The 25,582-nt window shown below is 64.9% G+C and carries 26 protein-coding genes and 1 tRNA gene; 10 read left to right on the forward strand and 17 right to left on the reverse strand.

What is annotated here, in order from left to right:
* The first annotated feature begins 34 nt into the window (after positions 1 to 34).
* From mnmE to QM801_RS17655, 5 genes are all read left to right on the forward strand, one after another.
* The gene (gene mnmE, locus QM801_RS17635; RefSeq protein WP_415020513.1) at positions 35 to 1,360 is read left to right on the forward strand and encodes a tRNA uridine-5-carboxymethylaminomethyl(34) synthesis GTPase MnmE; all 1,326 of its coding nucleotides are present in this window, start codon (positions 35 to 37) and stop codon (positions 1,358 to 1,360) included.
* A gap of 75 nt (positions 1,361 to 1,435) precedes the next feature.
* Complete coding sequence (gene mnmG / locus QM801_RS17640; RefSeq protein ID WP_415020514.1) at positions 1,436 to 3,301, forward strand: tRNA uridine-5-carboxymethylaminomethyl(34) synthesis enzyme MnmG; 1,866 nt, start codon at positions 1,436 to 1,438, stop codon at positions 3,299 to 3,301.
* A gap of 9 nt (positions 3,302 to 3,310) precedes the next feature.
* Positions 3,311 to 3,976, forward strand: coding sequence for a 16S rRNA (guanine(527)-N(7))-methyltransferase RsmG (gene rsmG / locus QM801_RS17645; protein ID WP_415020515.1), 666 nt, complete (start codon positions 3,311 to 3,313; stop codon positions 3,974 to 3,976).
* The gene (locus QM801_RS17650) at positions 3,936 to 4,769 is read left to right on the forward strand and encodes a ParA family protein (RefSeq protein WP_415020516.1); all 834 of its coding nucleotides are present in this window, start codon (positions 3,936 to 3,938) and stop codon (positions 4,767 to 4,769) included. The genes rsmG and QM801_RS17650 overlap by 41 nt, the downstream gene beginning before the upstream one ends.
* 52 nt (positions 4,770 to 4,821) lie before the next feature.
* On the forward strand, positions 4,822 to 5,679 hold the full coding sequence (locus tag QM801_RS17655; protein WP_415020517.1) for a ParB/RepB/Spo0J family partition protein: 858 nt from the start codon (positions 4,822 to 4,824) through the stop codon (positions 5,677 to 5,679).
* Between the two features lie 21 nt (positions 5,680 to 5,700).
* Here the strand turns inward: QM801_RS17655 and holA are convergent, their stop codons facing one another.
* The 3 genes from holA to leuS are packed head-to-tail and all read right to left on the reverse strand — an operon-like array spanning position 5,701 to position 9,824.
* Positions 5,701 to 6,717, reverse strand: a complete 1,017-nt coding sequence (holA, locus tag QM801_RS17660) for a DNA polymerase III subunit delta (RefSeq protein ID WP_415020518.1) — start codon at positions 6,715 to 6,717, stop codon at positions 5,701 to 5,703.
* Between the two features lie 9 nt (positions 6,718 to 6,726).
* Positions 6,727 to 7,230: an LPS assembly lipoprotein LptE gene (gene lptE, locus QM801_RS17665; protein WP_415020519.1), complete on the reverse strand. Its 504-nt coding sequence runs from the start codon at positions 7,228 to 7,230 to the stop codon at positions 6,727 to 6,729.
* A complete protein-coding gene (gene leuS / locus QM801_RS17670; RefSeq protein ID WP_415020520.1) occupies positions 7,218 to 9,824 on the reverse strand; it encodes a leucine--tRNA ligase in 2,607 nt (868 codons plus the stop codon). Before leuS ends, lptE begins: the two co-directional genes overlap by 13 nt.
* A 94-nt stretch (positions 9,825 to 9,918) precedes the next feature.
* Here leuS and QM801_RS17675 point away from each other — a divergent pair, with 94 nt between their 5' ends.
* The 3 genes from QM801_RS17675 to QM801_RS17685 all read left to right on the forward strand — a co-directional run bounded on the left by QM801_RS17675 (position 9,919) and on the right by QM801_RS17685 (position 12,048).
* Entirely contained in the window at positions 9,919 to 10,608 is a 690-nt protein-coding gene (locus QM801_RS17675) for a YggS family pyridoxal phosphate-dependent enzyme (protein ID WP_415020521.1), read from the forward strand.
* Positions 10,609 to 10,720: 112 nt separating this feature from the next.
* Positions 10,721 to 11,407 (forward strand): response regulator transcription factor, encoded by a 687-nt coding sequence (locus tag QM801_RS17680; protein ID WP_415020522.1) that lies wholly within the window; start codon positions 10,721 to 10,723, stop codon positions 11,405 to 11,407.
* Between the two features lie 176 nt (positions 11,408 to 11,583).
* Complete coding sequence (locus tag QM801_RS17685; protein ID WP_415020523.1) at positions 11,584 to 12,048, forward strand: cyclic nucleotide-binding domain-containing protein; 465 nt, start codon at positions 11,584 to 11,586, stop codon at positions 12,046 to 12,048.
* A 108-nt stretch (positions 12,049 to 12,156) separates the two neighbouring features.
* On the opposite strand, the gene QM801_RS17690 is transcribed toward QM801_RS17685, so the two are convergent.
* From QM801_RS17690 to QM801_RS17710, 5 genes are all read right to left on the reverse strand, one after another.
* A complete protein-coding gene (locus QM801_RS17690) occupies positions 12,157 to 12,960 on the reverse strand; it encodes an exodeoxyribonuclease III (protein ID WP_415020524.1) in 804 nt (267 codons plus the stop codon).
* 85 nt (positions 12,961 to 13,045) lie between these two features.
* Positions 13,046 to 13,687, reverse strand: a complete 642-nt coding sequence (locus QM801_RS17695) for a LolA family protein (protein WP_415020525.1) — start codon at positions 13,685 to 13,687, stop codon at positions 13,046 to 13,048.
* Between the two features lie 129 nt (positions 13,688 to 13,816).
* Entirely contained in the window at positions 13,817 to 16,300 is a 2,484-nt protein-coding gene (locus QM801_RS17700) for a DNA translocase FtsK (protein WP_415020526.1), read from the reverse strand.
* A gap of 167 nt (positions 16,301 to 16,467) precedes the next feature.
* On the reverse strand, positions 16,468 to 18,006 hold the full coding sequence (locus QM801_RS17705; RefSeq protein ID WP_415020527.1) for an ammonium transporter: 1,539 nt from the start codon (positions 18,004 to 18,006) through the stop codon (positions 16,468 to 16,470).
* Between the two features lie 32 nt (positions 18,007 to 18,038).
* Positions 18,039 to 18,377 (reverse strand): P-II family nitrogen regulator, encoded by a 339-nt coding sequence (locus QM801_RS17710; protein ID WP_415020528.1) that lies wholly within the window; start codon positions 18,375 to 18,377, stop codon positions 18,039 to 18,041.
* Between the two features lie 196 nt (positions 18,378 to 18,573).
* Between QM801_RS17710 and QM801_RS17715 the strand changes: the two genes are divergently transcribed.
* Positions 18,574 to 19,833 (forward strand): UbiH/UbiF/VisC/COQ6 family ubiquinone biosynthesis hydroxylase, encoded by a 1,260-nt coding sequence (locus QM801_RS17715; protein ID WP_415020529.1) that lies wholly within the window; start codon positions 18,574 to 18,576, stop codon positions 19,831 to 19,833.
* Positions 19,834 to 19,862: 29 nt separating this feature from the next.
* Here the strand turns inward: QM801_RS17715 and QM801_RS17720 are convergent, their stop codons facing one another.
* From QM801_RS17720 to QM801_RS17745, 6 genes are all read right to left on the reverse strand, one after another.
* On the reverse strand, positions 19,863 to 20,072 hold the full coding sequence (locus tag QM801_RS17720) for a hypothetical protein (protein WP_415020530.1): 210 nt from the start codon (positions 20,070 to 20,072) through the stop codon (positions 19,863 to 19,865).
* Between the two features lie 122 nt (positions 20,073 to 20,194).
* A complete protein-coding gene (locus QM801_RS17725; RefSeq protein ID WP_415020531.1) occupies positions 20,195 to 20,551 on the reverse strand; it encodes a gamma-butyrobetaine hydroxylase-like domain-containing protein in 357 nt (118 codons plus the stop codon).
* A complete protein-coding gene (locus QM801_RS17730) occupies positions 20,544 to 20,726 on the reverse strand; it encodes a Trm112 family protein (protein ID WP_415020532.1) in 183 nt (60 codons plus the stop codon). The genes QM801_RS17725 and QM801_RS17730 overlap by 8 nt, the downstream gene beginning before the upstream one ends.
* Positions 20,723 to 21,373 carry an LON peptidase substrate-binding domain-containing protein gene (locus tag QM801_RS17735; protein WP_415020533.1) on the reverse strand — a complete coding sequence of 217 codons (651 nt, stop codon included), beginning with the start codon at positions 21,371 to 21,373 and terminating at the stop codon, positions 20,723 to 20,725. The genes QM801_RS17730 and QM801_RS17735 overlap by 4 nt, the downstream gene beginning before the upstream one ends.
* Before the next feature lie 15 nt (positions 21,374 to 21,388).
* Positions 21,389 to 22,294: a thioredoxin gene (gene trxA / locus QM801_RS17740; protein WP_415020534.1), complete on the reverse strand. Its 906-nt coding sequence runs from the start codon at positions 22,292 to 22,294 to the stop codon at positions 21,389 to 21,391.
* A gap of 59 nt (positions 22,295 to 22,353) precedes the next feature.
* Positions 22,354 to 22,857 (reverse strand): prolyl-tRNA synthetase associated domain-containing protein, encoded by a 504-nt coding sequence (locus QM801_RS17745; RefSeq protein ID WP_415020535.1) that lies wholly within the window; start codon positions 22,855 to 22,857, stop codon positions 22,354 to 22,356.
* 110 nt (positions 22,858 to 22,967) lie between these two features.
* Between QM801_RS17745 and QM801_RS17750 the strand changes: the two genes are divergently transcribed.
* Positions 22,968 to 23,042 (forward strand) — tRNA-Gly (locus tag QM801_RS17750).
* Positions 23,043 to 23,061: 19 nt separating this feature from the next.
* On the opposite strand, the gene QM801_RS17755 is transcribed toward QM801_RS17750, so the two are convergent.
* The 3 genes from QM801_RS17755 to purH all read right to left on the reverse strand — a co-directional run bounded on the left by QM801_RS17755 (position 23,062) and on the right by purH (position 25,534).
* Complete coding sequence (locus tag QM801_RS17755; protein ID WP_415020536.1) at positions 23,062 to 23,481, reverse strand: ACT domain-containing protein; 420 nt, start codon at positions 23,479 to 23,481, stop codon at positions 23,062 to 23,064.
* Positions 23,482 to 23,503: 22 nt separating this feature from the next.
* Positions 23,504 to 23,824 carry a heavy metal-binding domain-containing protein gene (locus tag QM801_RS17760; protein ID WP_415020537.1) on the reverse strand — a complete coding sequence of 107 codons (321 nt, stop codon included), beginning with the start codon at positions 23,822 to 23,824 and terminating at the stop codon, positions 23,504 to 23,506.
* Positions 23,825 to 23,929: 105 nt separating this feature from the next.
* On the reverse strand, positions 23,930 to 25,534 hold the full coding sequence (gene purH, locus QM801_RS17765) for a bifunctional phosphoribosylaminoimidazolecarboxamide formyltransferase/IMP cyclohydrolase (RefSeq protein ID WP_415020538.1): 1,605 nt from the start codon (positions 25,532 to 25,534) through the stop codon (positions 23,930 to 23,932).
* Positions 25,535 to 25,582 lie beyond the last annotated feature (48 nt).

The following is a 25,582-nucleotide window of genomic DNA, read 5'->3' on the forward strand; positions in this document are numbered from 1 at the left end:
CGCGGGTTCGGGATAGTATCGATTCGAATCCGAAATGAATCAGGACACCACCATTTTTGCGCTGTCATCCGGCCCGGGTAGGGCCGGAGTGGCGGTCGTCCGTGTCAGCGGCCCGAAGGCCGGAGAGGTCTTCGGCGTGTTCGGCGCGACGCCGCCTGAACCCCGCCGCGCCGCCCTCCGACGCCTCGCGCAGGAGGACGGCAGCATCCTCGATGAGGCCCTCGTACTCTGGCTTCCCGGACCCGGAACGGCAACCGGCGAGGACATGGCCGAACTCCACCTTCACGGCTCTCCAGCCATCGTCTCCACCGCCCTCAAGATGCTCGGCCGTGCCGAGGGCTTCGCCCTCGCCGAGCGTGGCGCCTTCACCCGGCGCGCCTTCCGCAACGGCAAGCTCGACCTCCTGCAGGTCGAAGGTCTTGCCGATGTGCTCGAGGCTGAATCGGAGACGCAGCGCCGTCTCGCCATGCGGCAGTTTCTGGGTGACGCCAGCCAGCGCTACGAGACGTGGCGCAGCGAACTGGTGCGGGCGCTCGCCCTCATCGAAGCAGCGATCGACTTCTCCGAAGAGGATGACGTGGCGCTGCGCGCCGCCGATGACTCTCGCGCAGTGATGCAGACTTTGATCACGGATTTCACCGCGGCGCTGGCCCAGGCGGATCGCGCCGCGCAAGTGCGGCGCGGCGTGCGCGTGGTGCTCGCCGGTCCTCCCAATGCCGGCAAGTCCTCCCTCCTCAACTGGCTGAGTGGACGCGAAGCGGCCATCGTCTCGCCCATCGCTGGCACGACGCGCGACGTGGTCGAGTCCTTCCTCGTCATGGCGGGTCTGCCCATCCTCATCTCCGATACCGCGGGCCTCCATCGCGGCACGACCGACGTCATCGAACAGGAAGGCATGAAGCGGACGCTGCGTGCCGTCGATGATGCCGACATCCTCGTCTGGATGGAGGCGGTGGATGCTGTGACGATGGAAGAGCCGCCCCGCCGGCCCGACTTCCGGGTGTTGAGCAAGGTCGACCTTGCGCCTGCTGATTCACGTGTGACGGGGGAGTCCGGGGTATGGCCGCTCTCGGTCAAGTCGGGCGAAGGGCTCGCCGCCTTCAGGGAGGCGCTGGAGGATTCGATTCGCAGGCGCAACGACCTTGGCGAGGATGCGGTGGTGGTGCGGGAGCGTCATCGCAAGGCGGTCGAAACGGCGCTCTCCCATCTTCACCATGCCATCGCTCAGGATGGCCGGGGCCTTGAGTTCATCGCGGAAGATATGCGAAAGGCTGCCGCGGCACTTTCGGGTGTCACGGGCCGCGTGGATGTTGAAGACCTGCTCGGGGAAATCTTTAGCGCCTTCTGTATCGGCAAGTAGTGTTTCACGTGAAACGCAAGCCCGTTTTGCTTGGCTGGTTAATCCTCCGTAAACGGATCAGACTCGACGGGACCCATGACGAACGGCTTTGATGTGATCGTGATCGGTGGCGGCCATGCCGGCTGCGAAGCGGCGGCGGCTTCGGCGCGTGCAGGTGCCGTGACGGCGCTGCTCACCCACCGCTTCGCGACGGTGGGCGAGATGTCGTGCAATCCTGCCATCGGTGGTTTGGGCAAGGGTCATCTCGTCCGCGAGATCGATGCCCTCGACGGTCTCATGGGACGCGTCGCCGATGCCGCCGGAATCCAGTTCCGCATGCTCAACCGCTCGAAGGGCCCGGCGGTGCGCGGCCCACGCGCCCAGGCTGACCGGAAGCTCTACCGCAACGCCATGCAGGCCGCGATCACGGCGCAGGACAATCTCTCGGTCGTCGAAGGGGCTGCCCATGGCCTCGTCATCCGGGACGGCCGGGTCGCCGGTGTAACACTCGAGGATGGCCGCGTGCTCTCCGCCGTCGCCGTGGTGCTGACCACCGGGACCTTCCTGAACGGCCTCATCCACATCGGTGAACAGAAGATCCCGGCTGGCCGTGTCGGTGAGGCTCCGGCCCGTGGGCTCTCGGAACAGCTTGCCGCCCTCGGCCTGCAGATGGGCCGCCTCAAGACCGGTACGCCTGCCCGCCTCGACGGCAAGACCATCCGCTGGGAGATGCTGGAAGAGCAGCAGGGCGACGATCCGCCCGAGCCCTTCTCCTTCCTGACCACGGCGATCACCACCCCCCAGATCTCCTGCCACATCACCCACACCACGGCCGAGACCCACCGGATCATCGCCAGCAACATCGCCCGCTCGCCCCTCTACAGCGGCCAGATCTCCGGGGTGGGTCCGCGCTACTGCCCCTCGATCGAGGACAAGATCCACCGCTTTGCCGACAAGGAGTCCCACCAGGTCTTCCTCGAGCCGGAAGGGCTCGACGACGATACGGTCTACCCCAACGGCATCTCGACCTCGTTGCCTGAGGATGTCCAGGATGCCTTCATCCGCACCCTGCCCGGCCTCGCGGATGTCCGCATCATTCGCCCCGGCTATGCCATCGAGTATGACCATGTGGACCCCCGGGAGCTGACCCACGCCCTTGCCGTAAAGCGCCTTCCCGGGCTCTTCCTGGCGGGGCAGATCAACGGCACCACGGGCTATGAGGAGGCGGCGGCACAGGGCCTGATCGCCGGCCTCAATGCCGCCCGCACGGCCTCGGGCGGTGAACCCGCCCACTTCGACCGGGCCGACGGCTACCTCGGCGTCATGGTCGACGATCTCGTCACCCGGGGGGTGAGCGAACCCTACCGTATGTTCACCAGCCGGGCGGAATACCGCCTCAGCCTCCGCGCCGATAATGCCGACGAGCGCCTGACCGCCAAGGGCCTCGCCCTCGGGCTGGTAGGCCCCGCCCGCGAGAGGGCCTTCACAGCCCGCATGGACGCGATCACGGCAGGCCGCGCCCTGATGCAGTCGCTCGCCCTCACTTCGGCCGCCGCCCTCAAGGCCGGGCTCAAGGTCAACCAGGATGGCCAGACCCGTACCGCCTTCCAGCTTCTCGCCATGCCGGAGGTCACCCTCGACCGGTTGGCTGACATCTGGCCCGACCTGAAGGGCCTGCCCGCCCACGTGCGCACTGCCCTCGAGGCGGATGCCCTCTATGCCGGCTATGCCGACCGCCAGCGCCGGGAGATCGAGCGCTTCCGTGAGGGTGACCAGGAGGCCATCCCGGCCGACCTCGACTACCACGCCCTTCCCGGGCTCTCGATGGAGCTCCGCCAGAAGCTGACCCGGGTCCGCCCGGCGACTGTGGGGCAGGCGCTCCGGGTGGACGGCATGACGCCCGCCGCCCTGACCACGGTGCTTGCCGGTATTGCCAGGCGGTCTGACCGCAAGGCCGGGTAGGGCTCTCCCATGGCCGCCATGACCCGTGACCAGGCCCGGGAGGCCGCCCTTGGGCTCAATGTTTCACGTGAATCATGGACCAGGGTCGAAGCCTTCGTGGACCTCCTCCTCACCTGGCAGCAGCGCATCAACCTGATCTCGCCCGGCTCCATTCCGGAAATCTGGGAACGCCACGTGCTGGACAGCCTGCAGCTGCTCCACCTCCTGCCCGCCGGCACCACCGCCTTTGCCGACCTGGGCTCGGGCAGCGGCTTTCCGGCCCTTCCGCTTGCCATCGCCTCCGGGGCGGAGGCGCACCTCTACGAATCGAACGGCAAGAAGGCGGCCTTCCTGCGCGAGGCGCTGCGCCAGTGCGGGGCCAGAGGGACGGTCCATCTCACCCGCCTCGAAGAGGTGCCGAATCAGGTGCGTCCGGTGGTACAGGTGGTGACGGCCCGCGCCTTGGCACCCCTCGAGACGCTTCTCGCCTGGGCCGAGCCCTTCCTCGCGTCGGGCGCCCGGGGGCTTTTCCACAAGGGACAAGATATCGACACCGAATTGACCCAAGCCGCAAAATCTTGGAGAATCCGGTTTGATGCACACCGAAGTTTGACCGATTCGCGAGCTGTCATTCTGGAGGTTGAGGAGGCCCACCGTGTCCCAACAGAACCTGTCGAAACCCGAGGCTCAGACTGAGTCCCGTCCCCGCATTCTAGCCATTGCAAACCAGAAGGGCGGCGTCGGCAAGACGACCACCGCCATCAACCTCGGCACGGCGCTCGCCGCCGTGGGCGAGAAGGTTCTGGTGATCGACCTCGACCCCCAGGGCAATGCCAGCACCGGGCTTGGCATCAAGCACCCGGCGCAGCAGAAGTCGTCCTACCATGTCCTGATCGGCGAGGCCGAATTGGCCGACGTGATCAAGGATTCGGGCATCCCCAATCTTCATTGCGCCCCCGCAACGATCGACCTTCTGGGTGCGGAGCTGGAGCTGGCCGAGTTCGAGCGCAAGACCTACCGCCTGCAGGACGCGATCAAGCGCATGACCGAGGCCGGCCGGAATTACTCCTACATCCTGGTGGACTGCCCGCCCTCCCTCAACCTTCTCACCATCAATTCGCTGGCCGCGGCTGACGCTATCCTGGTGCCGCTGCAGTGCGAGTTCTTCGCGCTGGAGGGCCTGAGCCAGCTCCTCAAGACGGTGGAGCGCGTGAAGGCGACGCTGAATTCGAAGCTCATCATTCAGGGCGTGGTGCTGACCATGTTCGACCGCCGCAATTCGCTCTCGGAGCAGGTGGCGCAGGACGTGCGCAGCGTGCTCGGCGAAAAGGTTTACGACACGGTCATTCCGCGCAATGTTCGCGTTTCGGAAGCGCCGTCCTACGGCCGCCCCGTGCTGCTCTACGATCACGACTGCGTCGGCTCCCAGGCCTACATCAAGCTGGCGTCGGAAGTGATTCGCCGCGAGCGCGATCTGCGGGCCGCCTGAAGGGCATCTACAGGCGCTCTAGAATAAAAAGATATAAAAGGAACGAATACCTATGACACAGGCTCAAAAGCGGCGGCTGGGCCGGGGACTTGCAGCACTGATCGGAGACGATGTCTCCGAGGACGCCGTCGTCGCCGATGTGCGCAGCCTGAAGCATGTGCCGATCGACATGATCAAGGCGAACCCGCTGAACCCGCGCAAGCACTTCGCCGAGGAAGACCTCGAGACGCTGGCGAAGTCGCTGCGCGAGAAGGGTCTGCTGCAGCCGATCGTGGTGCGTCCGGCAACGGGCGGCATGTACGAGATCGTCGCCGGCGAACGGCGCTGGCGCGCGGCGCAGCGTGCTTCGATCCATGACGTGCCGGTGCTGGTGCGCGATCTCGACGACCGCGAGACGCTGGAAATCGCCCTCATCGAAAACGTCCAGCGTGCCGATCTCAATCCGCTGGAAGAGGCGCGCGCCTACAAGCAGCTCATCGACCAGTACGGCTACACTCAGCAGCAGCTCGCCGATTCGATCGGCAAGAGCCGCAGCCACATCGCCAACACGCTCCGCCTGCAGACGCTGCCCGACTCGGTGCTGACCTTGATCGAAACCGGAACGCTCTCGGCCGGCCACGCCCGCACCCTTGTCGCCACCGACAGCCCGCAGGAACTGGCCGAGAAGATCATCAAGCTCGGCATGACGGTGCGCCAGGCGGAAGACCTGACACGCACCAAGACGACCAAGGGCAAGAAGGGCGGCAGCGCCGAGAAGGATGCCGATACCCGCGCCATGGAAAAGGCGATCCGCGATGCGCTCGGCCTGAACGTCTCGCTCAACCACAAGGGCGAAGGCGGCCAGCTCGTCATCACCTACAAGAACTTCGACCAGCTCGACGAGGTTTTCCGCCGCCTCACCCGCGGCTGAAATTGATCCGTCTACGGATGATCAACCCCGCAGGCCGCGCCGCGCTTCCGCCGCAAGCGAGAAGAACAGGCGGCTGACGATGCCGTTGGCGAGATCCGGGAAGCGCCGCGAGTCCTCGACGGCCTTCTCCACCGCCGACTGCACTCTGAGCACGGCATCGCTGTCCAGCGCCTTGAGCTGCTGGGAAAAGGCCTGCTTGCGGCCAAAGAACACAGGCGGCTTGGCGGTCCTGAGTGCGGCTTCAATGCCGCCCAGCCTGTCAGCATCGATGCGCAAGGTCGAGAGCCGCGACACGTGGCTTGCGAGAATGGGCAGCACGGCGCGACAGTCACTGTCATCAAGGGAATGGAGCATGCGGTCGGCGGCGAGTGAATCGCCAGCCAGAACCGCGTCGATGGCACCGTCCAGACCGTAACTCGCCTGGTCGCCGCAGCAGGCGATCACATCAGCTTCCGAAATCTCCGTCTGGCCCATGCAGTAGAGCGACAGCTTCTCCGCCTCGTTGAGGGCGAGTGCCCGGTCGGTGCCGCACAGTGCCATGAAGCGCTCGGCCGCTTCGTCTCCGAAACGGAAGCCCGCCGCGGCAAGGCGCTTCGTCACCAGATCGAGAATGTCGGCGGGGCGGTCCTCGTAGACGGGCACACAGAGGAAATCGCTGGCCCCCTCGCAGAGGCTGCGCAGAGCCGACGACTTGCCAAGGCTTCCGGCCGAGAGCACGAGAAAATTGGCAGGCGCCGGCAGCGACAGGGCAGGCTCGATGAGCTTGGCCTGCACGTCGGTCACCTCGCTCACCAGCACAAGCTGGCGTCCCCCGAGGAAAGATTGGGAGCGCAGCGCATCATCGAGCAGAACGGGATCGCTGCGGAGTGTCGCTGCCGGAAGCCGCGTCACATCCTCGGGGGCGGCAATCGTCTTTACGACCTGGTCGACCACGCCTGCGACCCGCACCTCATCGCCACCATAGACGAGGACGCCGCGCAAGGCAGTCCCACCCCGCTTCAAGGCGGATGCAAGCTCAGCCTCGCGGACAGCGGTCATGGCGGAGACTCAGCTGTTCTTGGAGGCGAAGAAGGCCGACAGGCGGATGCGGAGGTCCTGCGCCACTTCCCGGGCTGCGCGCTCGCGGGCATTCTCGAAGGCCTGCATGTCGGCCACCGGCTCGCGGATCTCGTCAAAGTCGGTGTTGCTGAAGCTGCGCCCGCCCGCAACCTGCTTGCCGGTCGAGCTGTCGATCAGCTGGTAGCCGATGTTGATGGTGTAACGGTGGCGCTTCACCAGGGTGTTCTTGATCGAGGCGACGGCGTTGTTGTTCTCGTTCAGCGTGAGCTTGAGGAGATAGTGGCTGCCGCCGCCACCCATGGTGGAGATCAGTTCGTTGCGCACAAGCTGGCCGGCGCGGGTCGGCTGTTCCTCGATCGAGATGTCGGCCAGCTTCTGCACCACGGTTCCGTTGTTGCTGCCGGCCACGGTGCCGTACAGCGGACGGTATCCGCAGCCGGCGAGCACGAGGCTCAGGACGGCAGCCAGGGCGATGGCGGCTAGTTGGCGCATACGATGTTCACAATCCTGTCTGGAACGACAATGAACTTGCTCACGGGCTTCCCGTCAAGGGCCCGCGTCACCGACTCAAGTGCCAGAACCATAGGCTCCAAAACCTCCCGTGTCGCCCCCTTCGGCACCTTGATCTCGTCACGGCGCTTGCCGTTCACCTGGATGGCGATGGTCACCTCGTTGAGGGCGGTGAGGGCCGGGTCGGCCTTGGGCCACGGGGTATCGACCACTGGAACCGTATGCCCCAGCACCTGCCAGCATTCCTCGGCAAGGTGCGGCATCATCGGGGCAAAGAGCAGGACGAGGGCTTCGACCGCCTCGCGCAGCGCCGCCGTCTCACCGGATGTCCGGTCTGTCTTCTGCAGCGTGGCACCAACGGCATTGGCCAGTTCATAGAGGCGGGCAATCGCGCGGTTGAAGCGGAGGTTGGAGAGATCGTCGGTGACCGCGGCAATGCTGCGGTGGGCCGTCTGGCGGAGGGCCAGGCCCGTGGCGTCATGAGCGCCCGTGGCACCCAGCTCCGCCGTTTCGTTGACCATGCGCCAGAGACGCTGGGTGAAGCGCCAGGCGCCGGCGGCACCAGCGTCCGTCCATTCGATGTCGCGCTCGGGCGGCGTGTCGGAGAGCATGAACCAGCGGGCCGTGTCGGCGCCGTAGGACTCGATGATGGTGTCGGGGTCGACCACGTTCTTCTTTGACTTGGACATCTTCTCGATGCCGCCGAGGATGAGGGGCTCGCCCGTCTTCACATGCACCCAGCCCGCGTCGGTCTTGGTTGCATCAGACGGCAGCACCCATTCGCCGCCCTCCGTCTTGTAGGTTTCATGCACCACCATGCCCTGCGTGAACAGCGAGGAGAAGGGCTCGTCCATGTGGAGGTGCCCCGTCGCCTGCATGGCGCGCGAATAGAAGCGCGAATAGAGCAGGTGGAGAATGGCGTGCTCGATGCCGCCGATGTACTGGTCCACACCCATCCAGTATTTCGCCGCCGCCGCATCAACCGGCACGTTGGCATGGGGCGAGCAGAAGCGGGCGTAGTACCAGGAGGAATCGATGAAGGTGTCGAAGGTATCGGTCTCGCGCGTCGCCTTGCCGCCGCAGGTGGGGCAGTTCACATGCTTCCAGGTGGGATGGTGGGCAAGCGGATTGCCCGGCTTGTCGAAGCTCACGTCCTCCGGCAGGCGGACCGGCAGGTCCGTCTTCGGCACGGGAACGATGCCGCAGGTCTCGCAGTGGATAACCGGAATGGGGCAGCCCCAGTAGCGCTGGCGCGACACACCCCAGTCACGCAGGCGGAAGTTCACCTTGCGCGCCGCCACAGGGCGGTTGCCGAGGTTTTCCTTTTCCAGCTTCGCAGCCACCGCGTTGAAAGCGGCTTCCGGCGCAAGTCCGTTGAGGAAGTGCGAATTGATCATCACGCCGTCGCCATCATAGGCGGTGCCCTCAGCGATATCCTTCGCCGTCTGGGCCACCATTTTTTCGTCCGTGGGCTGAACAACCTGTATGACGGGCAGGCCATACTTGCGGGCGAAGTCGAGGTCGCGCTGGTCGTGCGCCGGGCAGCCGAAGATGGCGCCTGTGCCATAGTCCATGAGGATGAAGTTCGCCACGTAGACCGGCACCTTCCAGTTCGGGTCGAGCGGGTGGCGGGCGAAAAGGCCGGTGTTGAAGCCCATCTTCTCGGCCGTTTCAATTGCCGCAACCGAGGTGCCCATGCGGCGGCACTGCTCGCAGAAGGCTGCAAGTTCGGGATTGTTTTCGGAGGCGGCCTTGGCCAGCGGATGATCCGCCGCAATCGCCATGAAGGAGGCGCCGAACAGCGTGTCGGGCCGGGTGGTGTAGATCTCGAGCTCGGTATGGCCGGCCGGCCCTCCCTCCAGCACCCAGCGCACCGAAAGGCCCTCCGAGCGGCCGATCCAGTTGCGCTGCATCAGCCGCACCTTGTCCGGCCACTTGTCGAGGCGGTCAAGGGAATCGAGCAGGTCCTGCGAGTAGGACGTGATCTTGAGGAACCATTGCGAGAGCTCGCGCTGCTCGACAAGCGCACCTGAGCGCCAGCCGCGCCCGTCGATCACCTGCTCGTTGGCGAGCACCGTGTGGTCGACCGGATCCCAGTTCACCTTGGAGGACTTCCGCTCGACCAGGCCCTTCTCCATGAAGTCGATGAACATCGCCTGTTCGTGGCGGTAGTAGTCGGGGTCGCAGGTGGCGAACTCGCGCGACCAGTCCAGCGACAGGCCCATGGACTTGAGCTGCTTCCGCATGGTGGCGATGTTTTCGTAGGTCCACGACTTGGGGTGGACGCCGCGCTCGATGGCGGCATTCTCGGCCGGCATGCCGAAGGCATCCCAGCCCATGGGATGGAGCACGTTGTAGCCTGCGGCGCGGCGGAAGCGGGCGATCACGTCGCCCATGGTGTAGTTCCGCACATGGCCCATGTGGATGCGGCCCGAGGGGTAGGGGAACATCTCGAGGACGTAGTACTTGGGCCGGGAGGTATCCTCCTTCGCCTCGAAGCTTCGGGCCTCGGTCCAGTGGGCCTGCCACTTCGGTTCGGTGGTGCGGTGGTTGTAGCGTTCGATGCTTGCGGACATGAATGGGCTCTGTTCGGAAAGGCCGGAAATCAGGTGGTTGCGAGGCTGCTACCAGTCCTTGCCAAGCCTCGCAAGCGTGGCCATAAGGCCGCAAATGTCTCACCCCGTCCTCTCCGCCTACCGTTCCGTGCGTGCCGACATGGCAGAGGCCTGCCGCCGCGCCGGGCGCGATCCCGGGGATGTCGCCCTCGTCGCGGTCACTAAGACCCACGACGCCGACGCGATCCTCCCCGTGCTGGAGGAGGGCCACCGCATCTACGGCGAGAACCGGGTGCAGGAAGCCAAGGGCAAGTGGCCGGCGCTGAAAGAGCGCTTTCCGGGAATCGAACTCCATCTCATCGGCCCCCTCCAGACCAACAAGGTGGCGGAAGCTGTTGCTCTCTTCGACGTGATCCAGACGGTGGACCGTCCCCGCCTTGCCGCAGCACTTGCCAAGGAGATGGCGCGGCAGAACAAGTCACCGAAGCTCCTCGTGCAGGTGAACACCGGTCTCGAGCCGCAGAAGGCAGGGCTGGCACCGGACCAGGTCGCGGGCTTCATCGCCGCATCAGCCAGGGAGCATGGCCTCACCTTCGCAGGGCTGATGTGCATACCGCCGGTCGATGAGGACCCTGCCCCGCATTTCCGCATGCTCGCCAACCTCGCGAAGGCAAACGGTCTTGCCGGTCTCTCCATGGGCATGAGTTCGGATTATGCCGTGGCGATTGCCGAAGGAGCCACCGCGGTGCGGGTGGGCTCGGCCATCTTCGGGGCAAGGCCCCCGCTGGCACCTGCCCAGGGTTAATGCCGTCCGCCTCGCGTGGCCGTGAAGATGTGGTATCATTTTCTTCACAAAGTCTTGTGTTGCCCTGTGACCCCCGCCCCAGCAAGAGCGGATGAGCCCGAGAGGACCTTTCATGTCTGCCAAGAAGAAAATCCTGATCGTCGATGACGACGATGCGCTGCGCGACACGCTGGCCGACCAGTTCTCGCTGCACGACGAGTTCGAGGTGAGCCAGGCGGAAACCGCCACCGCCGGCATCAAGGCGCTGAAGGCCGACGCTGTCGATCTCGTCATCCTCGACGTCAACCTGCCCGACATGGATGGCCGCGAGGCCTGCAAGATCATGCGCCGCAACGGCATGAAGAGCCCGGTGATCATGCTCACCGCGCAAGGCTCGGAATCCGACACCATCCTCGGTCTCGATGCGGGCGCCAACGACTATGTGGTGAAGCCCTTCCGCTTTGCGGTGCTGCTCGCCCGCGTACGGGCGCAACTCAGAAGCCACGAACACAGCGAGGATGCGGTCTACCGGGTGGGGCCCTACACCTTCAAGCCGGCCTCGAAGCTGCTCCTCACCGAGGCGGGCAAGAAGATCAGGCTCACCGAGAAGGAAACGGCGATCATCAAATTCCTCTACCGGGCGGGTGAGACCAGCGTCAGCCGCGACACCCTGCTGCAGGATGTCTGGGGCTACAACGCGGGCGTCTCCACCCACACGCTGGAGACGCACATCTACCGCCTGCGCCAGAAAATCGAACGCGACCCGTCGCACGCGGAGATCCTGGTGACCGAGGGTGGCGGCTACCGCCTTCTTCCTTAAGCGCCTGAGCGGACCCCGCAGCTCATAAAACACCGGAAAACCCCTGAAAAACTGCGGAACCATGTGGACCATCCCGGCTTTCGGGCAGGGGGCGTCCTTGCCAAATCGGGCCCATGCGGGCAAAGGGGGATCATGTTGGGCGGGCTGCCGGGACGGGCAAAGAAGGCGAATCGGCCATGAGTGTCAGGGCCGATGCCGAGAGCCTGCGCCAAATTCCCCTCTTCCGGGATTGCGATACCGTTCCCCTTCAGGTCATGGCCTTCGCTGCCGAGCGGCAGACCTTCCTGCCGGGTGAACCCATCATCGCCCAGGGCAAGAAGGCCACCTCAGCCTACTTCATCATGTCGGGGCACGCGCGTGTCATGCAGGGCGAGATCGAGCTTGGTGTCGCCCAGCCCGGCTCGTTCCTCGGCGAAATGGCGATGATCAGCGGCGCGCTCTATTCGGTGACGGCGATTGCCAACGACTCCGTCACTGCGGCGCGGATCGACAACTCGCTCTTCCTCCGCGTCGCCGACGAATATCCCGACTTCGGCCGCTCGGTGCTGCACTCGATCTCGCGCCGGCTCGACGGATCGGTGAAGGAACTCGACAAGGTGCGCGGCCTTCTCGTCAAGATCCGCAACTTTAATGAATTGTGATGCGCATCTTCCGCGTCGCAAGTGGTGCCCACTTGCTCGCCCGATGTGCGATTCATTTATGGCGCATCTTCCGCGTCGCAAGTGGTACCCACTTGCTCGGCCGATGCGCTATGAAAACCTCGCGATGACCGGAACGTGGTCCGAGGGCTGTTGCCAGCCGCGTGCCTCCTTCAGCACCTGGATTCCGGTGCTGCGTTCCGCCAGCTTCTCCGATGTCCAGACATGGTCGAGCCTGCGGCCCCGGTCGGCGGCAAGCCAGTCCTTGGCGCGATAGCTCCACCACGTATAGAGCTTCTCCGATGGCGGCACGTGCTTGCGCATCACGTCGTGCCAGCCGCCCGCCTTCTGGATCCCGAGCAGGGCCTCGCATTCGATGGGCGTGTGGCTCACCACCTTCAGCAGGTCCTTGTGCGACCAGACATCCTCCGTCAACGGAGCAATGTTGAGATCGCCCACCAGGATCGCCTCGTGGCCATCGGGCCTTGCCTTGCTGGTGGTCCAGCTCTTGAGCTCGTCGAGGAAGGAGAGCTTGTGGGCGAATTTCTCGTTGATGGCAGGATCGGGCTCGTCGCCGCCTGCGGGAATGTAGAAGTTGTGCACCACGGTGGGCGCGGGCGTGTTCAGCCTCACGCTGACGTGGCGGCAATCGCCCTTGGCGCAGAAATCATGGGAGGCCTGCTCGGTAAAGGGAATGCGCGAGACGATGGCCACACCGTGATAGCCCTTCTGGCCGAACTCGGCGATGTGCTCGTAGCCCAGCGCCCGCAGCCGCCCCGACGGAAACTGACCTTGCGGGCACTTCGTCTCCTGCAGGCAGAGCACGTCCGGCTCATGTTCCTTGAGGAAGCGGTGCACGAGATCGATCCGGAGACGGACCGAATTGATGTTCCAGGTTGCAACAGAAAAGCCCATGGCACTCACATGCCATGGGCCCTGCTGAAATTCAAACGGGGAAGTGCCTGTGCCACGAAGCGGTTGATAACCGCTCCACTTGCGCTCAGTTCCGCACTTCCTTGCGCTTGATGGTTTCGAGGAAGAGCTTCTCGTTCAGTTCGACATCCTTCTCCAGGTTGGCGAACTGCACGGTGGTGCGGCGGCCCTTGCCGTCGACAATGATCCACTGCTGCAGCTCGTTCTTCTGGTTGTCGTACATGAGCACGATGTAGCCGCCCATGCGGTCCTTCTTGTCGGCGAGTGCAATCGAGGTGATGCCGTCGGCTTCATCGACAGAGAGCACGGCGGTCTCGCTCAGGAGATCGATCTTGGGCGCCACGATGAGGCGGAGCGGCGTGGCCTTGAGCGGCACCTGGTCGCCACGCTCCTTGACCTTGTTCTTGATGGTCAGCCACTTGCCGTCGGAGACGATGAGGAGCGGGCTCGGCGGGGCATAGTCGAAGCGGATCTTGCCGGGCTTGCTCACCATCACGACGCCCTTGACAGACTGGCCCTTGTCGCTCGTCTGCACGAAGTCGCCGCGCAGCGTCTGGAAGCTGTTGATGTAGTCGTTGACCTTGGCGATGGCGGCGCGCTGGTCGTCGGTGAGGGTGATCGGCTCTTCGCTCTGGGCCGCGCGGACGCTGCCGGCGGCAAGGCCCGCGAGCATGATCGAGGCAAGGATGAATCTCAGGAATTTCAGCATGTGGGGAATCCGGTGTTGGAATGGAAATCGGGATACGCAGACAAACAGGCCCTTTTGTGGCCTTGGACAGTGATCCGGGAGGTCATACGCAAGCCCTCCGGTTCCGGGTTGGCCCCGGCTGAACCCTCATCAGACGCGGGCGCTGTCGCCCGGCACCAGGATCTCGCGCTTGCCGGTGGCATTGGCGGCCGAAATCAGGCCCTCCTGCTCCATCCGTTCGATGAGGCTTGCGGCCTTGTTGTAGCCCACCTGCAGGCGGCGCTGGATATAGCTGGTGGAGACCTTCTTGTCGCGCAGCACCACGGCCACGGCCTGATCATAGAGGTCATCGCCCGAACCGCCGCCTTCGGACCCCATGGCGCCCGGCTCACCGAAGCCCTCTTCCGGCTCCTCGGTGACGGCATCCACATAGTCGGGTGCGCCCTGCGACTTGAGGTGGCGGACGATCGCCTCCACTTCGGCGTCGGAGACGAAGGGACCATGCAGGCGCGAGATGCGCCCGCCGCCCGCCATGTAGAGCATGTCGCCCTGGCCGAGGAGCTGTTCGGCGCCCTGCTCGCCCAGGATGGTGCGGCTGTCGATCTTGGAGGTGACCTGGAAGGAAATGCGGGTGGGGAAGTTCGCCTTGATGGTGCCGGTGATGACGTCGACCGAGGGGCGCTGGGTCGCCATGATCACGTGGATGCCGGCGGCACGCGCCATCTGGGCCAGGCGCTGCACCGCGCCTTCGATGTCCTTGCCCGCCACCATCATCAGGTCGGCCATTTCGTCGATGATGACGACGATGTAGGGCATGGGTGCGGTTTCCATCTCCTCCTGCTCGAAGATGGGCTGGCCGGTTTCCTGGTCGAAGCCGGTCTGCACGGTGCGCGACAGCTTCTCGCCCTTCTCGATCATCTGGGCGACGCGGGTGTTGAAGCCGTCGATGTTCCGCACGCCGACCTTCGACATCTTCTTGTAGCGCTCTTCCATCTCGCGCACCGCCCACTTGAGGGCGACCACCGCCTTGCGCGGATCGGTGACGACGGGCGCGAGCAGGTGCGGAATTCCTTCGTACACGGACAATTCCAGCATCTTCGGATCGATCATGATCAGCTTGCAGCGGTCGGGCGGCAGGCGGTAGAGCAGCGACAGGATCATGGTGTTGATGCCGACCGACTTGCCCGAGCCGGTGGTGCCGGCGATCAGAAGATGCGGCATGCGGGCGAGATCGGCGTAGATCGGCTCGCCGCCGATGTTCTTGCCGAGCGCCACCACGAGGTTCGCCGTGCTGCCCGTGAAGTTGGGCGCGGCAAACATCTCGCGGAGATAGACGGTTTCGCGCTTGGCGTTGGGCAGTTCGATGCCGATGGCGTTGCGGCCCTGCACCACGGCGACGCGGGCCGAGATGGCGCTCATCGAGCGGGCGATATCGTCGGCAAGGCTGATGACGCGCGACGACTTGATGCCGGGCGCAGGCTCGAGTTCATAGAGCGTCACGACGGGGCCGGGCTTCACGTCGATGATCTGGCCCTTCACGCCGAAATCGTCGAGCACGCCCTCGAGGGTGCGGGCATTGTCCTCGAGCACCTCTGCCGACACTTCGTTCTGCTTGCTCGGCTTCTTCGGCTCGCTCAGGAGATCGAGGTCGGGAAGTTCGAACTCATCGGCCGACTTGCGCTTGGCCTTGGGCTTCGCCGCCGCCTTCGCAGGACGCACGGGCTCCTCGTCTTCATCCTCCTCGGCGTCCTCGTCTTCGTCCGGTTCTTCCTCGTCGCCCGGCTCCTCGTCACGGCCCTCGTCGTCGAGAAGCGTGGGTTCGATCTTGCGCTTGCCCTTCATCAGGCCGCGGGCAGGTGCAAGGCGGGTGAGGATGTCGCCATCCTCATCGTCACCCTGGGCTTGCGCGGCGCGGCGCTCCTGGCGCTGCTGCCAGAGGCGCGAGAGGAAGCCTGCGCCGGCTGTCACGGCGCCTGCACCGGTGAGGGCGGCGCCCCAGCCCAACGTCGCGGTGCGGCCGAGAAGACGGCCCGAGGCATTCACCCCTTCGCGGGTGTGTTGGCCGGTCAAGCCCATGGCACGGAGGCCGAACCAGGCGAGAAGGCCAACGCCTGCGAGGAAGGAGATCATCTCGGCGAAGACAGGCTTGAGGCCGATCGCCAGCGTGCCGACGAGGAGATTGGCGAGGCTGTCGCCCACCTGCCCGCCCATGCCGCCGGCAAGCGGCCAGGCGGCGGGCGGCGGCAGCACCGAGGCGAGAAGGGCCCCGCCCACCACGGCGAGGATCCAGCTCAGGATCGCCATCTTGAAGTTGTTCAGGGTCTCGTGGCTGAAGAGGCGGTAGACCCACGCGAGTGGAATGAAGAGAAGGGCGAGGCTCGCAAGGCCGAGGTGCTGGGCGAGAAGATCGGCGACGACGGCGCCGGGATAGCCGAGCCAGTTGCCGGGGGCGGCGTCGGTCGCATGATTGAAGGAGGGATCGGCCGATGACCACGAGGCAAGCGACAGTCCGGCGAGTGTCACGCTGCCCAGCACGATGAGGCCCGAGAGCTCGTAGGCGCGATTCCGGACGAAGCGGCGGAGAGCCGCCGGAATGGCGCTGTCGTCGGTGTCGTAGTGGTCTTGGACGGCCATGGCTTGATCCCTGCCCGGACGCTGACGCGCCGGCATAACAAATGGTTAACGGCCACAATGGCAAGCCAGGGTTAAGGGGCCGTAAATGGCGGGGTGCAGGGGCCAGTCCCGCGACAAAAAAACCCCCGCCCGGAGGGCGGGGGTCGCAGCTGTCAGGAGGAAAAGTCTTAGTTGTACGCGCGCTCGTTGTGGCTCGTGATGTCGAGACCCTGACGCTCGTCCTGCTCGTCGACACGGAGGCCGACGGTGAACTTGCAGATCAGGCAGGCGACGAAGCTGACCACCGCCGAGAGCACCACGGCCACGACCACGCCATAGATCTGGGCGGTCATCTGTGCGCTGAGGGAGTATTCAGCGATCTTGGACGAGGTATCGGTGGCGAGGTAGTCGGTGACGCCCATGCCCTGCCAGCCGCCAGACCAGTTCGGGTTGACGAAGATGCCGGTGAGGAGTGCGCCGGCGATGCCGCCGATGCCGTGGACGCCGAAGACGTCGAGGGCATCGTCATAGCCGAGCTTGGCCTTGAGCCAGACCACCGCCGTGAGGCAGATGATGCCGGCCAGAGCGCCGATCACGATCGCCGACATCGGGCCCACCCAGCCGCAGGCCGGCGTGATGGCCACGAGGCCCGCAACCATGCCCGAAGCCGCGCCGAGGAAGGAGGCGTGGCGGCGGGTCACCCATTCACCCAGACACCAGGTGAGGGTGGCGGCGGCGGCACCGAGGATCGAGTTCAGGATGACGAGAGCGGTGAGGCCGTTCGCTTCCAGGTTGGAGCCGGCGTTGAAGCCGAACCAGCCGAGAAGGAGCATGCCCGTGCCGATGCCGGCAACCGTGAGGTTGTGCGGGGCCATGGATTCCTTGCCGAGGCCGAGGCGCTTGCCGAGCATGAGGGCGCAGACGAGGCCCGCCACACCGGCGTTGATGTGCACGACGGAGCCGCCGGCGAAGTCGAGGGCGCCCTTGTTGAAGAGGAAGCCGTTCGAGGCATTCACTGCCGAGGCGTAGTCGGCGAGCACGGTGGCCTTGGCGGCATCATCGGCTGCGGCGGCAAGCTTGGCGAGGAAGTCGGTTGCGGCGGCTTCACCCACGCAGGCCTTCACCGTGTCGATGGCGTCGGGGCTCAGCGTGTAGCAGTCCGGGCCCGCCCACCACCAGACCATGTGGGCCATGGGCAGGTAGGAGAAGGTGAACCAGATCACCATGAAGATGAGCACGGCCGAGAACTTCATGCGCTCGGCGAAGGCGCCGATGATGAGGGCGGGCGTGATCGCCGCGAAGGTCAGCTGGAAGCCGAGATAGGTGAACTCAGGGATATAGGTTTCCTTCGAGAAGGTGGCCGCCATCGAGGAGATGGTGACGCCATTCAGGAAGGCCTTGTCGAAGCCGCCGATGAAGGCGTTGCCGTTGGTGAAGGCCAGCGAGTAGCCGTAGATCACCCAGAGAATGGCGAGCAGGCTGAAGACGACGAAGACCTGCATCAGCACCGAGAGGACGTTCTTGCTGCGGACGAGGCCGCCGTAGAACATGGCGAGGCCCGGCACCGTCATGAAGACGACCAGCGAAGTGGCGACCAGCATCCAGGTGGTGTCGCCCTTGTTGACCGAGGCGGCAGCGAAGGCGTTGGTGGCGGGCAACAAGGCCGCCAGCAGGGCACCTCCCGCCAGGGCCGCGAGCGGCCGTTTCAGAGTGTCCTTCAGAGACATGCGAAGATTTCCTTTCAGAAAATGCGAGAGCGTCAGAGGGCGGAGGCGCCGGTTTCGCCGGTGCGCACGCGCACGGCGAGTTCGAGCGGCAGCATGAAGATCTTGCCATCGCCGATCTGGCCGGTCTGGGCGGCGATCTGGATGGCCTCGATCACGCGGTCGGCGAGGGAATTGTCCACCGCCACCTCGATCTTGATCTTCGGCACGAAGCTCACGGCATATTCAGCACCACGGTAGAATTCCGTGTGGCCACGCTGGCGGCCATGGCCCTTCACTTCCGTGACGGTGATGCCCTGGATGCCAAGGGCGCCCAGCGCTTCGCGCACCTCCTCGAGCTTGAAGGGTTTGATGATTGCGACGATATATTTCATGTGAAGAGAGCCCTTTCCGGGTATGCCCCTGTTGTTCGACCGGACTCTCCAAATCAAGACTCGTGCCAGAACAGGTAGATCGCAAGCTCATGAAATCACTTAAGGATTTTTTAACAGTCCAGATGGACCCCGGAGATGGTGCCTGTAATCTGTGCAAAAATTCATCTTTGCCTAATTCTTCATCAGGAGGCGCGCCATGACGGACGGCCCTTCATCTGCCTCATCGCCCCCCTCCTCCCATGACGTGATCATCGTCGGTGGCGGTCCCAACGGCCTCGCCATGGCCTTGGCGCTGGCGGGTCCGCAAGCCCGGCCCCCGGCCCGGGTGCTCCTCGTCGATGCCCGTGACCCCCGCAACCTCGCCGCAGCGGCGATGGATACCCGTGGCTCCGCCCTCACCCGCGCCACCCAGAATGTCTTCAAGGGCCTGGGCGTGTGGCCAGCCCTCGCCCCCCACTGCGCCGAGATGAGCCACATCGTCGTCACCGACGGCAAGGGCAGCCTCGACACCCGCCCTGCCCTCCTTTCCTTCCTCGCCGACGGCGAGGGCAAGGCCGCGGCCACGATGACCGAGAACCGCTGGATCGCCGAGGCCTTCATCGGGAAGATCGACACCGTGCCGGGGATCGAGATCCGCGGCGGCGTCACCATCACCGCCATTACCCGCACGCCGGGTTTCGCCGAAGTGCATCTCGCCGACGGCAGCAGCGCCCGCGCCCTTCTTCTCATCGGCGCCGACGGGCGCAATTCCTTCGTGCGCAACGATCTCGGCATCGCCATCGATGGCCATGACGACAACCAGGTCGCCCTCACCTTCGCGATGGCGCACGAACTGCCCCACGGCAACCGGGCGGAGGAACACTTCTCGGCGACGGGCGTCTTCGCGCTCCTGCCGCTTCCGGGAAACCGCGCTTCGATCGTCTGGGGCACCTCGCCCGAGGATGCAGCACGGCTGATGGCGCTTGATGATGCGGCCTTCACTGAAGCACTCAATGAAAAGGTGGGCAGCCACCTCGGCCGCATCACGCTCGAAGGCAGGCGTCAGGCCTACCCGCTGAAGCGTCACGTGGCGCGGGCGATCACCGGTCCGCGCACCGCGCTTGTGGGCGATGCCGCGCACATCATTCATCCGCTCGCGGGGCTCGGCCTCAATCTCGGCTTCAAGGATGTGGCCGCACTTGCCGACTGCGTGTCGGAAGCCATGCTGCGCGGCGAGGATCATGGCGGGCCTGCGGTGCTCGAGCGCTACAGCCAGTGGCGGCGCTTCGACATCGCCTCCACCATCCTTGCGATGGAGGGCATGAATGCGCTCTTCGTCAATGACTGGCCGCTGCTCGGCCTGCTGCGCCAGACGGGCTTGCGCCTCGTCGACAAGATGCCCGGCGTGAAGCGCGCGCTGATGGAAGAAGCCGCCGGCATGGTGGGCACACTGCCGAAGCTGATGCGGGGGATGTGAGGAGACGATCCTCAGTATCACTCACTCCGTCATTCCGGACGCGCGCCTTGATCGAGCGCATGCGAGATGTCGCGCGCGAGCCGGAATCCAGCTTTTGCGACTACATTCGCGAACAAAGGAAGCTGGGCCCCCGCCTTCGCGGGGGTGACGGTTGAAAAAGAAAGCAACGCTTTCAACCAATCATCCTTCAGAGATATTTTCACTCCGTCATTCCGGACGCGCGCCTTGATCGAGCGCATGCGAGATGTCGCGCGCGAGCCGGAATCCAGCTTTGGCGGATGACGTAAACGGAGAAAAGAAGCTGGGTTCCATGTCTCGCGATGCCTCTGCATCGCTCGCATGGAATGACGATGAAAGAATTCTACCGCGACAGCCCCGCCGCCTTCAGCTTCGCCTCGTAGGCGGTGAAGAGCGTGTCCTTCTCGCGCAGCAGCTTGAGCAGGTAGGGCCAGGTGAAGATGCCGGTGGAATGGCCATCGTCGAAGATGGGGCGGATGGCGTAGTTGCCGATCGCTTCAATGCGCGCGATCTTCACCTTGCGCTTGCCCCAGACGAGCGTCTCCTGTCCCGGGCCATGGCCCTTCACTTCCGCACTCGGGCTTTCGACGCGCAGGAGTTCCGCACTCACCTCGCCCGCCTCGCTCGTGTCGAAGGTGACGGCAAGCACCGTGCCTTCGTTGCGCACGCGGATCTCGGTGGGCCAGGGTGCCTCACTCACGGTTGATGTCCCGCGCCTCTTCGGCGAGCATGATCGGAATGCCGTCGCGGATTGGATAGGCAAGGCCCGCGGCGCGCGAGACCAGCTCCTGCTTCTCCGCATCATAGACGAGCGGCATCTTGGTCACCGGGCAGACGAGGCGCTCCAGCAGTTTCGGATCGGCTGTTGCACTCATTGCAGGCGCGCACCCTTGGTGCCGCCCGAGAGCGCAAGCTCCGTGAGCGCGATCAGCATGTCGGCGCGGGCCTGCAGGTCGCTCGCTTCCAGCAGCGCCTGCTTCTCGGGGGCAGGGTAGGGAGCGAGCTGCGAGAGCGTGTTCACCAGAAGCTCGGTCGGGATCTGCTCCACCTCGCTCCAGTTGGCGCTCATGTTGTTGGCCTCGAGATATTGCCGGAAGGCCTTGATCACCGCGGCGCGGTCAACACTGCGGGTGTTGTTGTCGGTGAGAAGATCGGCGGCGAAACCGCGGTAGTCCGCCTCCACCTGGCGGTAGGGCGTGACGACCGGCAGTTCGCGCACCACGGTGAAGCGGCAGATGCCGGTGAGCGAGATGACGAGGCGGTTGTCATCCGCTTCGGTGTAGGAGCTGATGCGGCCCACACAGCCCACCTGCGTGAGTTCGGGCAGGGGGCCATTGTCCTCCGGCACCGGCTGGATCATGCCGATCAAACGGTGACTCGCCATCGCCTGCTCGACCATGGCGAGATAGCGCGGTTCGAAAATGTTGAGCGGCAATTCCGTACGCGGCAGGAGGAGCGCTCCCGACAGCGGAAAGACCGGAATGACGACGGGCAGATCATCAACGGATGTGTAGCGCGGCATCAGGACCTCTGACTGTTACGCAAACAATACGGACGAAAGCTTCCGGCGGCCTTGCAGGGTGTATTCGTCTTTCGGGCCCCAGGCCTCGAAAAATTGCACGAGTTGCTTGCGCGCCGCTTCATCGTTCCAGCCGCGGTCCTTGCGGATGATGGCGATCAGCTGGTCGGTGGCGTCAGCCCGGCGGCCGGCGCCATTGTAAAGCACCGCGAGTTCGAGGCGTGACGCGAAGTCGGCCGGGTTTGCCGCCACAGCGGCTTCGAGGGTTGCAAGCCCCGAGGTATCGACGGGGTTCATCAGCAGGTCGAGCGAGGCCTTGGCGCTGACGATCAGCGGATCATTGGCCTTGTCGGCGGGAACGGCGGCGAGGGTGGCCGCGGCGGTTTCCAGCTCGTTCGAGTCCATCAGCGCCTGGGCCTGCAGGGCATAGGCCTCGGCCTGGGTCGGATCGGCCTGGAGAATCTGTCCGGTGATGTCGAGGGCGGTCTCATATTCCTTCTGGGCCACGGCGGCGCGCGCCATGGCCAGCGCCGAGGCGATCTGCTCGGCGAGCCCGCCCATCTTGCCGAGGCGGCCAACGAACTGGCGGATCTGGCTTTCGGGAAGCGCACCCATGAAGCCGTCGACCGGGCGCCCGTCCACGAAGGCGAAGACGGCGGGGATCGACTGCACGCGAAGCTGGCCCGCATAGGTGGGGTTCTCGTCGATGTTGATCTTGACGAGGCGCACCTTGCCCTGCTGCTCCTTCACCACCTTCTCGATCGCCGGGCCAAGCTGGCGGCAGGGGCCGCACCACGGGGCCCAGAAATCGACGATCACCGGCGTTTCCTTGGAGGCTTCGATCACGTCGGCCATGAAACTGGCGTCGGTTGCATCCTTCACGGCGCTGTTGGCCGGGCCTTTGCTGTCGAGGGTCATGCTCATGGGATGGGTTCCAAGTCTGGAAAAAGGGAGATCACCATTAATCTGGGCGTTCTGCCGCCTTACGGCAAGGGATCACTGACCTCGACAACCCTGGGGTTGTGGCCCAGCGCCTTGATGAAGGTGACGAGGTCGGCAGCGGCGATGGTGGTGGTCGCGGTGTTCTGCAGGGGATGGAAGTTCAGCATCTCCTCCTTCATCATCCGGGCATCAAGGATGACATTGGTGCGTAGCTCCCTGTCATTGATGAGGCCGAAGGGTGTCACCGAGCCCGGTTCCACGCCGAGGATCTCCATCAGCAGGTCGGGCTTGCCGAAGGTGAGGCGCTTGGAGCCGATCCTGGCGGGGGCCGCCTTCAGGTTGATGACGGAATCCTCCAGGGCCACGATCAGCCAGAGGGCGCCCTTTTCATCCTTGCAGAAGAGGTTCTTGCAGTGGCCGCCGGGAATGCCGTCGTGGACCTTCTTGGCCTCCTCGACGGTGAAGACGGGGGGATGTTCGGCGGTTTTCGTTGTGATTCCGAGCTTTCCGAAGAGGTCGAAAAGCTCCTGGCGCGTGGCCGGCATCGGTCATTATCCCTTTTCTTACAATCGCGAACGACGCTATTGCATTTGCAATCGGCTTAGGCAATAAGACGCCCGCCCGATGCCTATCACCGTCGCACCGGGTCGCTTAAGCGGGCGTAGCTCAGGGGTAGAGCATAACCTTGCCAAGGTTAGGGTCGCGCGTTCGATTCGCGTCGCCCGCTCCATTTTCTCTCACAGACGAAATCATGAACGTGAAGCGGCTGCCGCCTGCAGCCGCGCCAGCACGGCCATGGCGCGCTCGGCATCTTCCGCCGGCACAAAGATGTGATCATGCAGCGTGGCGGCGATGACGTTGCAGGCGATGCCCTCGGCTGCAAGCGCCGTGGCGACGGCCGCGGTGAGGCCGACACCGGTGAGCGAGGAATAGACCTTCATGGTGATCTGCCGCATCGGCGCGCTGGCGCCGAGGCCGGCTTTCACCGCGTCGTCCTCGTGCAAAAGAAGGGACAGACCTTCCGTCTCGCGGAACGTGGCAAGCGCGGCGTCGCGAAGAGAGGCGGGCGGTTCGCCGTCGGCACTGGACCAGAACACGAAGCGTCCCGGCTGCAGCACCGGGTTCATGCCGCGGATCATGTCGCTTGCACTTTCGACCGTGGTGACCATGCCGCCTCCTCAAGGCGGCGGACTATCCCAGCTTCACCGCGGTGCCGCAAGCCGTGACCATCAGCATGGAGCCGTTGGTGCCGACGGTCTCGTAATCGATGTCGACGCCGATCACCGCATCGGCACCCAGCCGTGCCGCCTTGTCGGTCATCTCCGCCACCGCCGTCTGGCGGGCATCGTTCAGCACCTTCTCGTAGGAGCCGGAGCGGCCACCCACGATATCACGGATCGAGGCGAAGAGATCGCGGAAGAGGTTGGCGCCGAGGATGGCCTCGCCCGCCACCAGTCCCTTGTACTCGACGATGCGGCGGCCTTCGACGGTGTTGGTGGTGGTCACAAGCATGATGCACTCCCTGTTTGCGGAAGAGCATGTGGTGAGGGTGCGGCGGGAATCAAGATGCTGCGAGGCCTTGCTGCCGCAAGGCAGCTCAGCATGACGGTGTTTATTTCAATGCCGGAAGTGGCGCTGGCCCGTGAAGATCATGGCGAGGCCGCGGGCATCCGCCGCCTTGATCACATCCTCGTCCTTGATCGAGCCGCCGGGCTGGATGATGGCGGTGGCGCCGGCATCGGCTGCGGCCTCGATGCCGTCGGCAAAGGGGAAGAAGGCGTCCGACGCCAGCACCGCGCCCTGCACCAGCGGTGTGTCGCCGCCCATGGCCTTCGCCGCATCGAGAGACTTGCTGACCGCGATGCGGGTGGAATCGATGCGCGACATCTGTCCCGCACCCACGCCCACCGTGGCGCCGTCTTTCGCAAAGACGATGGCATTCGACTTCACATGCTTCGCCACGCGCCAGGCGAAGCGGAGATCGGCGAGTTCGCCCTCCGTGGGCGCGCGCTTGCTCACCACCTTCGGCGTGATCTCGTCGAGGGCGGTTGCATCACGCGTCTGCACCAGAAGGCCGCCCGCGATCGACTTGACGATGCGCGCCTGCGCCTTGGCATCGGGCATGCCCGGCAGTAGCAGGAGGCGGAGGTTCTTCTTCGCCGCCATGATCTGCAGCGCCTCATCGCTTGCGCCCGGCGCCAGGATCACTTCGGTGAAGATGGCGCTGATCGCCTTTGCGGTCGCTGCATCGAGCGGATGATTGAGGGCGATGATGCCGCCGAAGGCGCTGACGGGATCGCAGGCGAGCGCCTTCGCGTAGGCCTCCGCCAATGTGCCGCCCACGGCCACGCCGCAGGGGTTCGCATGCTTCACGATCACGCAGGCGGGTGCGGTGCCGGAAAACTCCGCGACGCATTCAAGTGCCGCATCGGCATCGTTGATGTTGTTGTAGGAGAGCTCCTTGCCCTGCACCTGTTTCGCATCAAGCAGGCCCACGCGCCCGTCATTGCTGCGGTAGAGGGCCGCTTCCTGATGCGGGTTCTCGCCATAGCGGAGCGCCAGTTCGCGCGTGCCCGCGGTGATGACGCGGGCGGGCAGCGTGTTGCCCGCCTGTTGCTGGAACCACGCGGCAATCGCTGCATCATAGCTCGCGGTGCGGGCGAAGGCCTTGGCGGCGAGTGCGGTGCGGAGCGCCAGTGTCGTGGCGCCATTGTTGGCCTCGAGATCGGCAAGCACCGCGGCATAGTCGGCAGGATCGGTGACCACCGCCACGCCATCGTGGTTCTTGGCGGCAGCGCGGATCATCGCTGGGCCGCCCACGTCGATGTTCTCGATCGTCTCCTCGGCTCCGGCCTTGCGCGCCACTGTCTGCTCGAAGGGATAGAGGTTGACGACGAGGAGATCGATGTTGCGGATGTTGTTGTCGGCCTGGGCCTTCTCGTGCACCGCATTGCCGCGCACGCTGAGGAGCCCGCCGTGAATGGCGGGATGCAGAGTCTTCACCCGGCCATCCATGATTTCGGGAAAGCCCGTTTCCTCGGAGACGTCACGCACCGTGAGTCCTGCCTCGCGCAGCGCCTTGGCCGTGCCACCTGTCGAGAGGAGCGCAATGCCGCGCTTGCTGAGGGCGGTGGCAAAGTCGATGAGGCCGGTCTTGTCGGAGACGGAGAGCAGGGCGCGGGCGACGGGGCGGAGCGTGGCGTTGGTCATGGCATGGGTCATGGCCCGGCTCATAGCGAATGCACCCGCCCACCGGAATTGCAAAGTGCG

Origin of the sequence: Aestuariivirga sp. (genome assembly GCF_047600585.1) — a bacterium.
Lineage (GTDB): Bacteria > Pseudomonadota > Alphaproteobacteria > Rhizobiales > Aestuariivirgaceae > Aestuariivirga.

Coding starts and splice junctions, on each gene's coding strand:
- QM801_RS17755 (WP_415020536.1), bottom strand. CDS start 23,481: ATGGTCACCACGGTCGAAAGTGCAAGCGACATGATCCGCGGCATGAAC.
- lptE (WP_415020519.1), bottom strand. CDS start 7,230: ATGCGCCAACTAGCCGCCATCGCCCTGGCTGCCGTCCTGAGCCTCGTG.
- purH (WP_415020538.1), bottom strand. CDS start 25,534: ATGACCCATGCCATGACCAACGCCACGCTCCGCCCCGTCGCCCGCGCC.
- rsmG (WP_415020515.1), top strand. CDS start 3,311: ATGGCCGCCATGACCCGTGACCAGGCCCGGGAGGCCGCCCTTGGGCTC.
- QM801_RS17690 (WP_415020524.1), bottom strand. CDS start 12,960: ATGGGCTTTTCTGTTGCAACCTGGAACATCAATTCGGTCCGTCTCCGG.
- QM801_RS17685 (WP_415020523.1), top strand. CDS start 11,584: ATGAGTGTCAGGGCCGATGCCGAGAGCCTGCGCCAAATTCCCCTCTTC.
- QM801_RS17710 (WP_415020528.1), bottom strand. CDS start 18,377: ATGAAATATATCGTCGCAATCATCAAACCCTTCAAGCTCGAGGAGGTG.
- QM801_RS17705 (WP_415020527.1), bottom strand. CDS start 18,006: ATGTCTCTGAAGGACACTCTGAAACGGCCGCTCGCGGCCCTGGCGGGA.
- mnmE (WP_415020513.1), top strand. CDS start 35: ATGAATCAGGACACCACCATTTTTGCGCTGTCATCCGGCCCGGGTAGG.
- QM801_RS17655 (WP_415020517.1), top strand. CDS start 4,822: ATGACACAGGCTCAAAAGCGGCGGCTGGGCCGGGGACTTGCAGCACTG.
- QM801_RS17745 (WP_415020535.1), bottom strand. CDS start 22,857: ATGCCGGCCACGCGCCAGGAGCTTTTCGACCTCTTCGGAAAGCTCGGA.
- QM801_RS17680 (WP_415020522.1), top strand. CDS start 10,721: ATGTCTGCCAAGAAGAAAATCCTGATCGTCGATGACGACGATGCGCTG.
- QM801_RS17715 (WP_415020529.1), top strand. CDS start 18,574: ATGACGGACGGCCCTTCATCTGCCTCATCGCCCCCCTCCTCCCATGAC.
- QM801_RS17730 (WP_415020532.1), bottom strand. CDS start 20,726: ATGAGTGCAACAGCCGATCCGAAACTGCTGGAGCGCCTCGTCTGCCCG.
- QM801_RS17720 (WP_415020530.1), bottom strand. CDS start 20,072: ATGCGCTCGATCAAGGCGCGCGTCCGGAATGACGGAGTGAAAATATCT.
- QM801_RS17675 (WP_415020521.1), top strand. CDS start 9,919: ATGTCTCACCCCGTCCTCTCCGCCTACCGTTCCGTGCGTGCCGACATG.
- QM801_RS17700 (WP_415020526.1), bottom strand. CDS start 16,300: ATGGCCGTCCAAGACCACTACGACACCGACGACAGCGCCATTCCGGCG.
- holA (WP_415020518.1), bottom strand. CDS start 6,717: ATGACCGCTGTCCGCGAGGCTGAGCTTGCATCCGCCTTGAAGCGGGGT.
- mnmG (WP_415020514.1), top strand. CDS start 1,436: ATGACGAACGGCTTTGATGTGATCGTGATCGGTGGCGGCCATGCCGGC.
- QM801_RS17735 (WP_415020533.1), bottom strand. CDS start 21,373: ATGCCGCGCTACACATCCGTTGATGATCTGCCCGTCGTCATTCCGGTC.
- QM801_RS17695 (WP_415020525.1), bottom strand. CDS start 13,687: ATGCTGAAATTCCTGAGATTCATCCTTGCCTCGATCATGCTCGCGGGC.
- QM801_RS17760 (WP_415020537.1), bottom strand. CDS start 23,824: ATGCTTGTGACCACCACCAACACCGTCGAAGGCCGCCGCATCGTCGAG.
- leuS (WP_415020520.1), bottom strand. CDS start 9,824: ATGTCCGCAAGCATCGAACGCTACAACCACCGCACCACCGAACCGAAG.
- trxA (WP_415020534.1), bottom strand. CDS start 22,294: ATGAGCATGACCCTCGACAGCAAAGGCCCGGCCAACAGCGCCGTGAAG.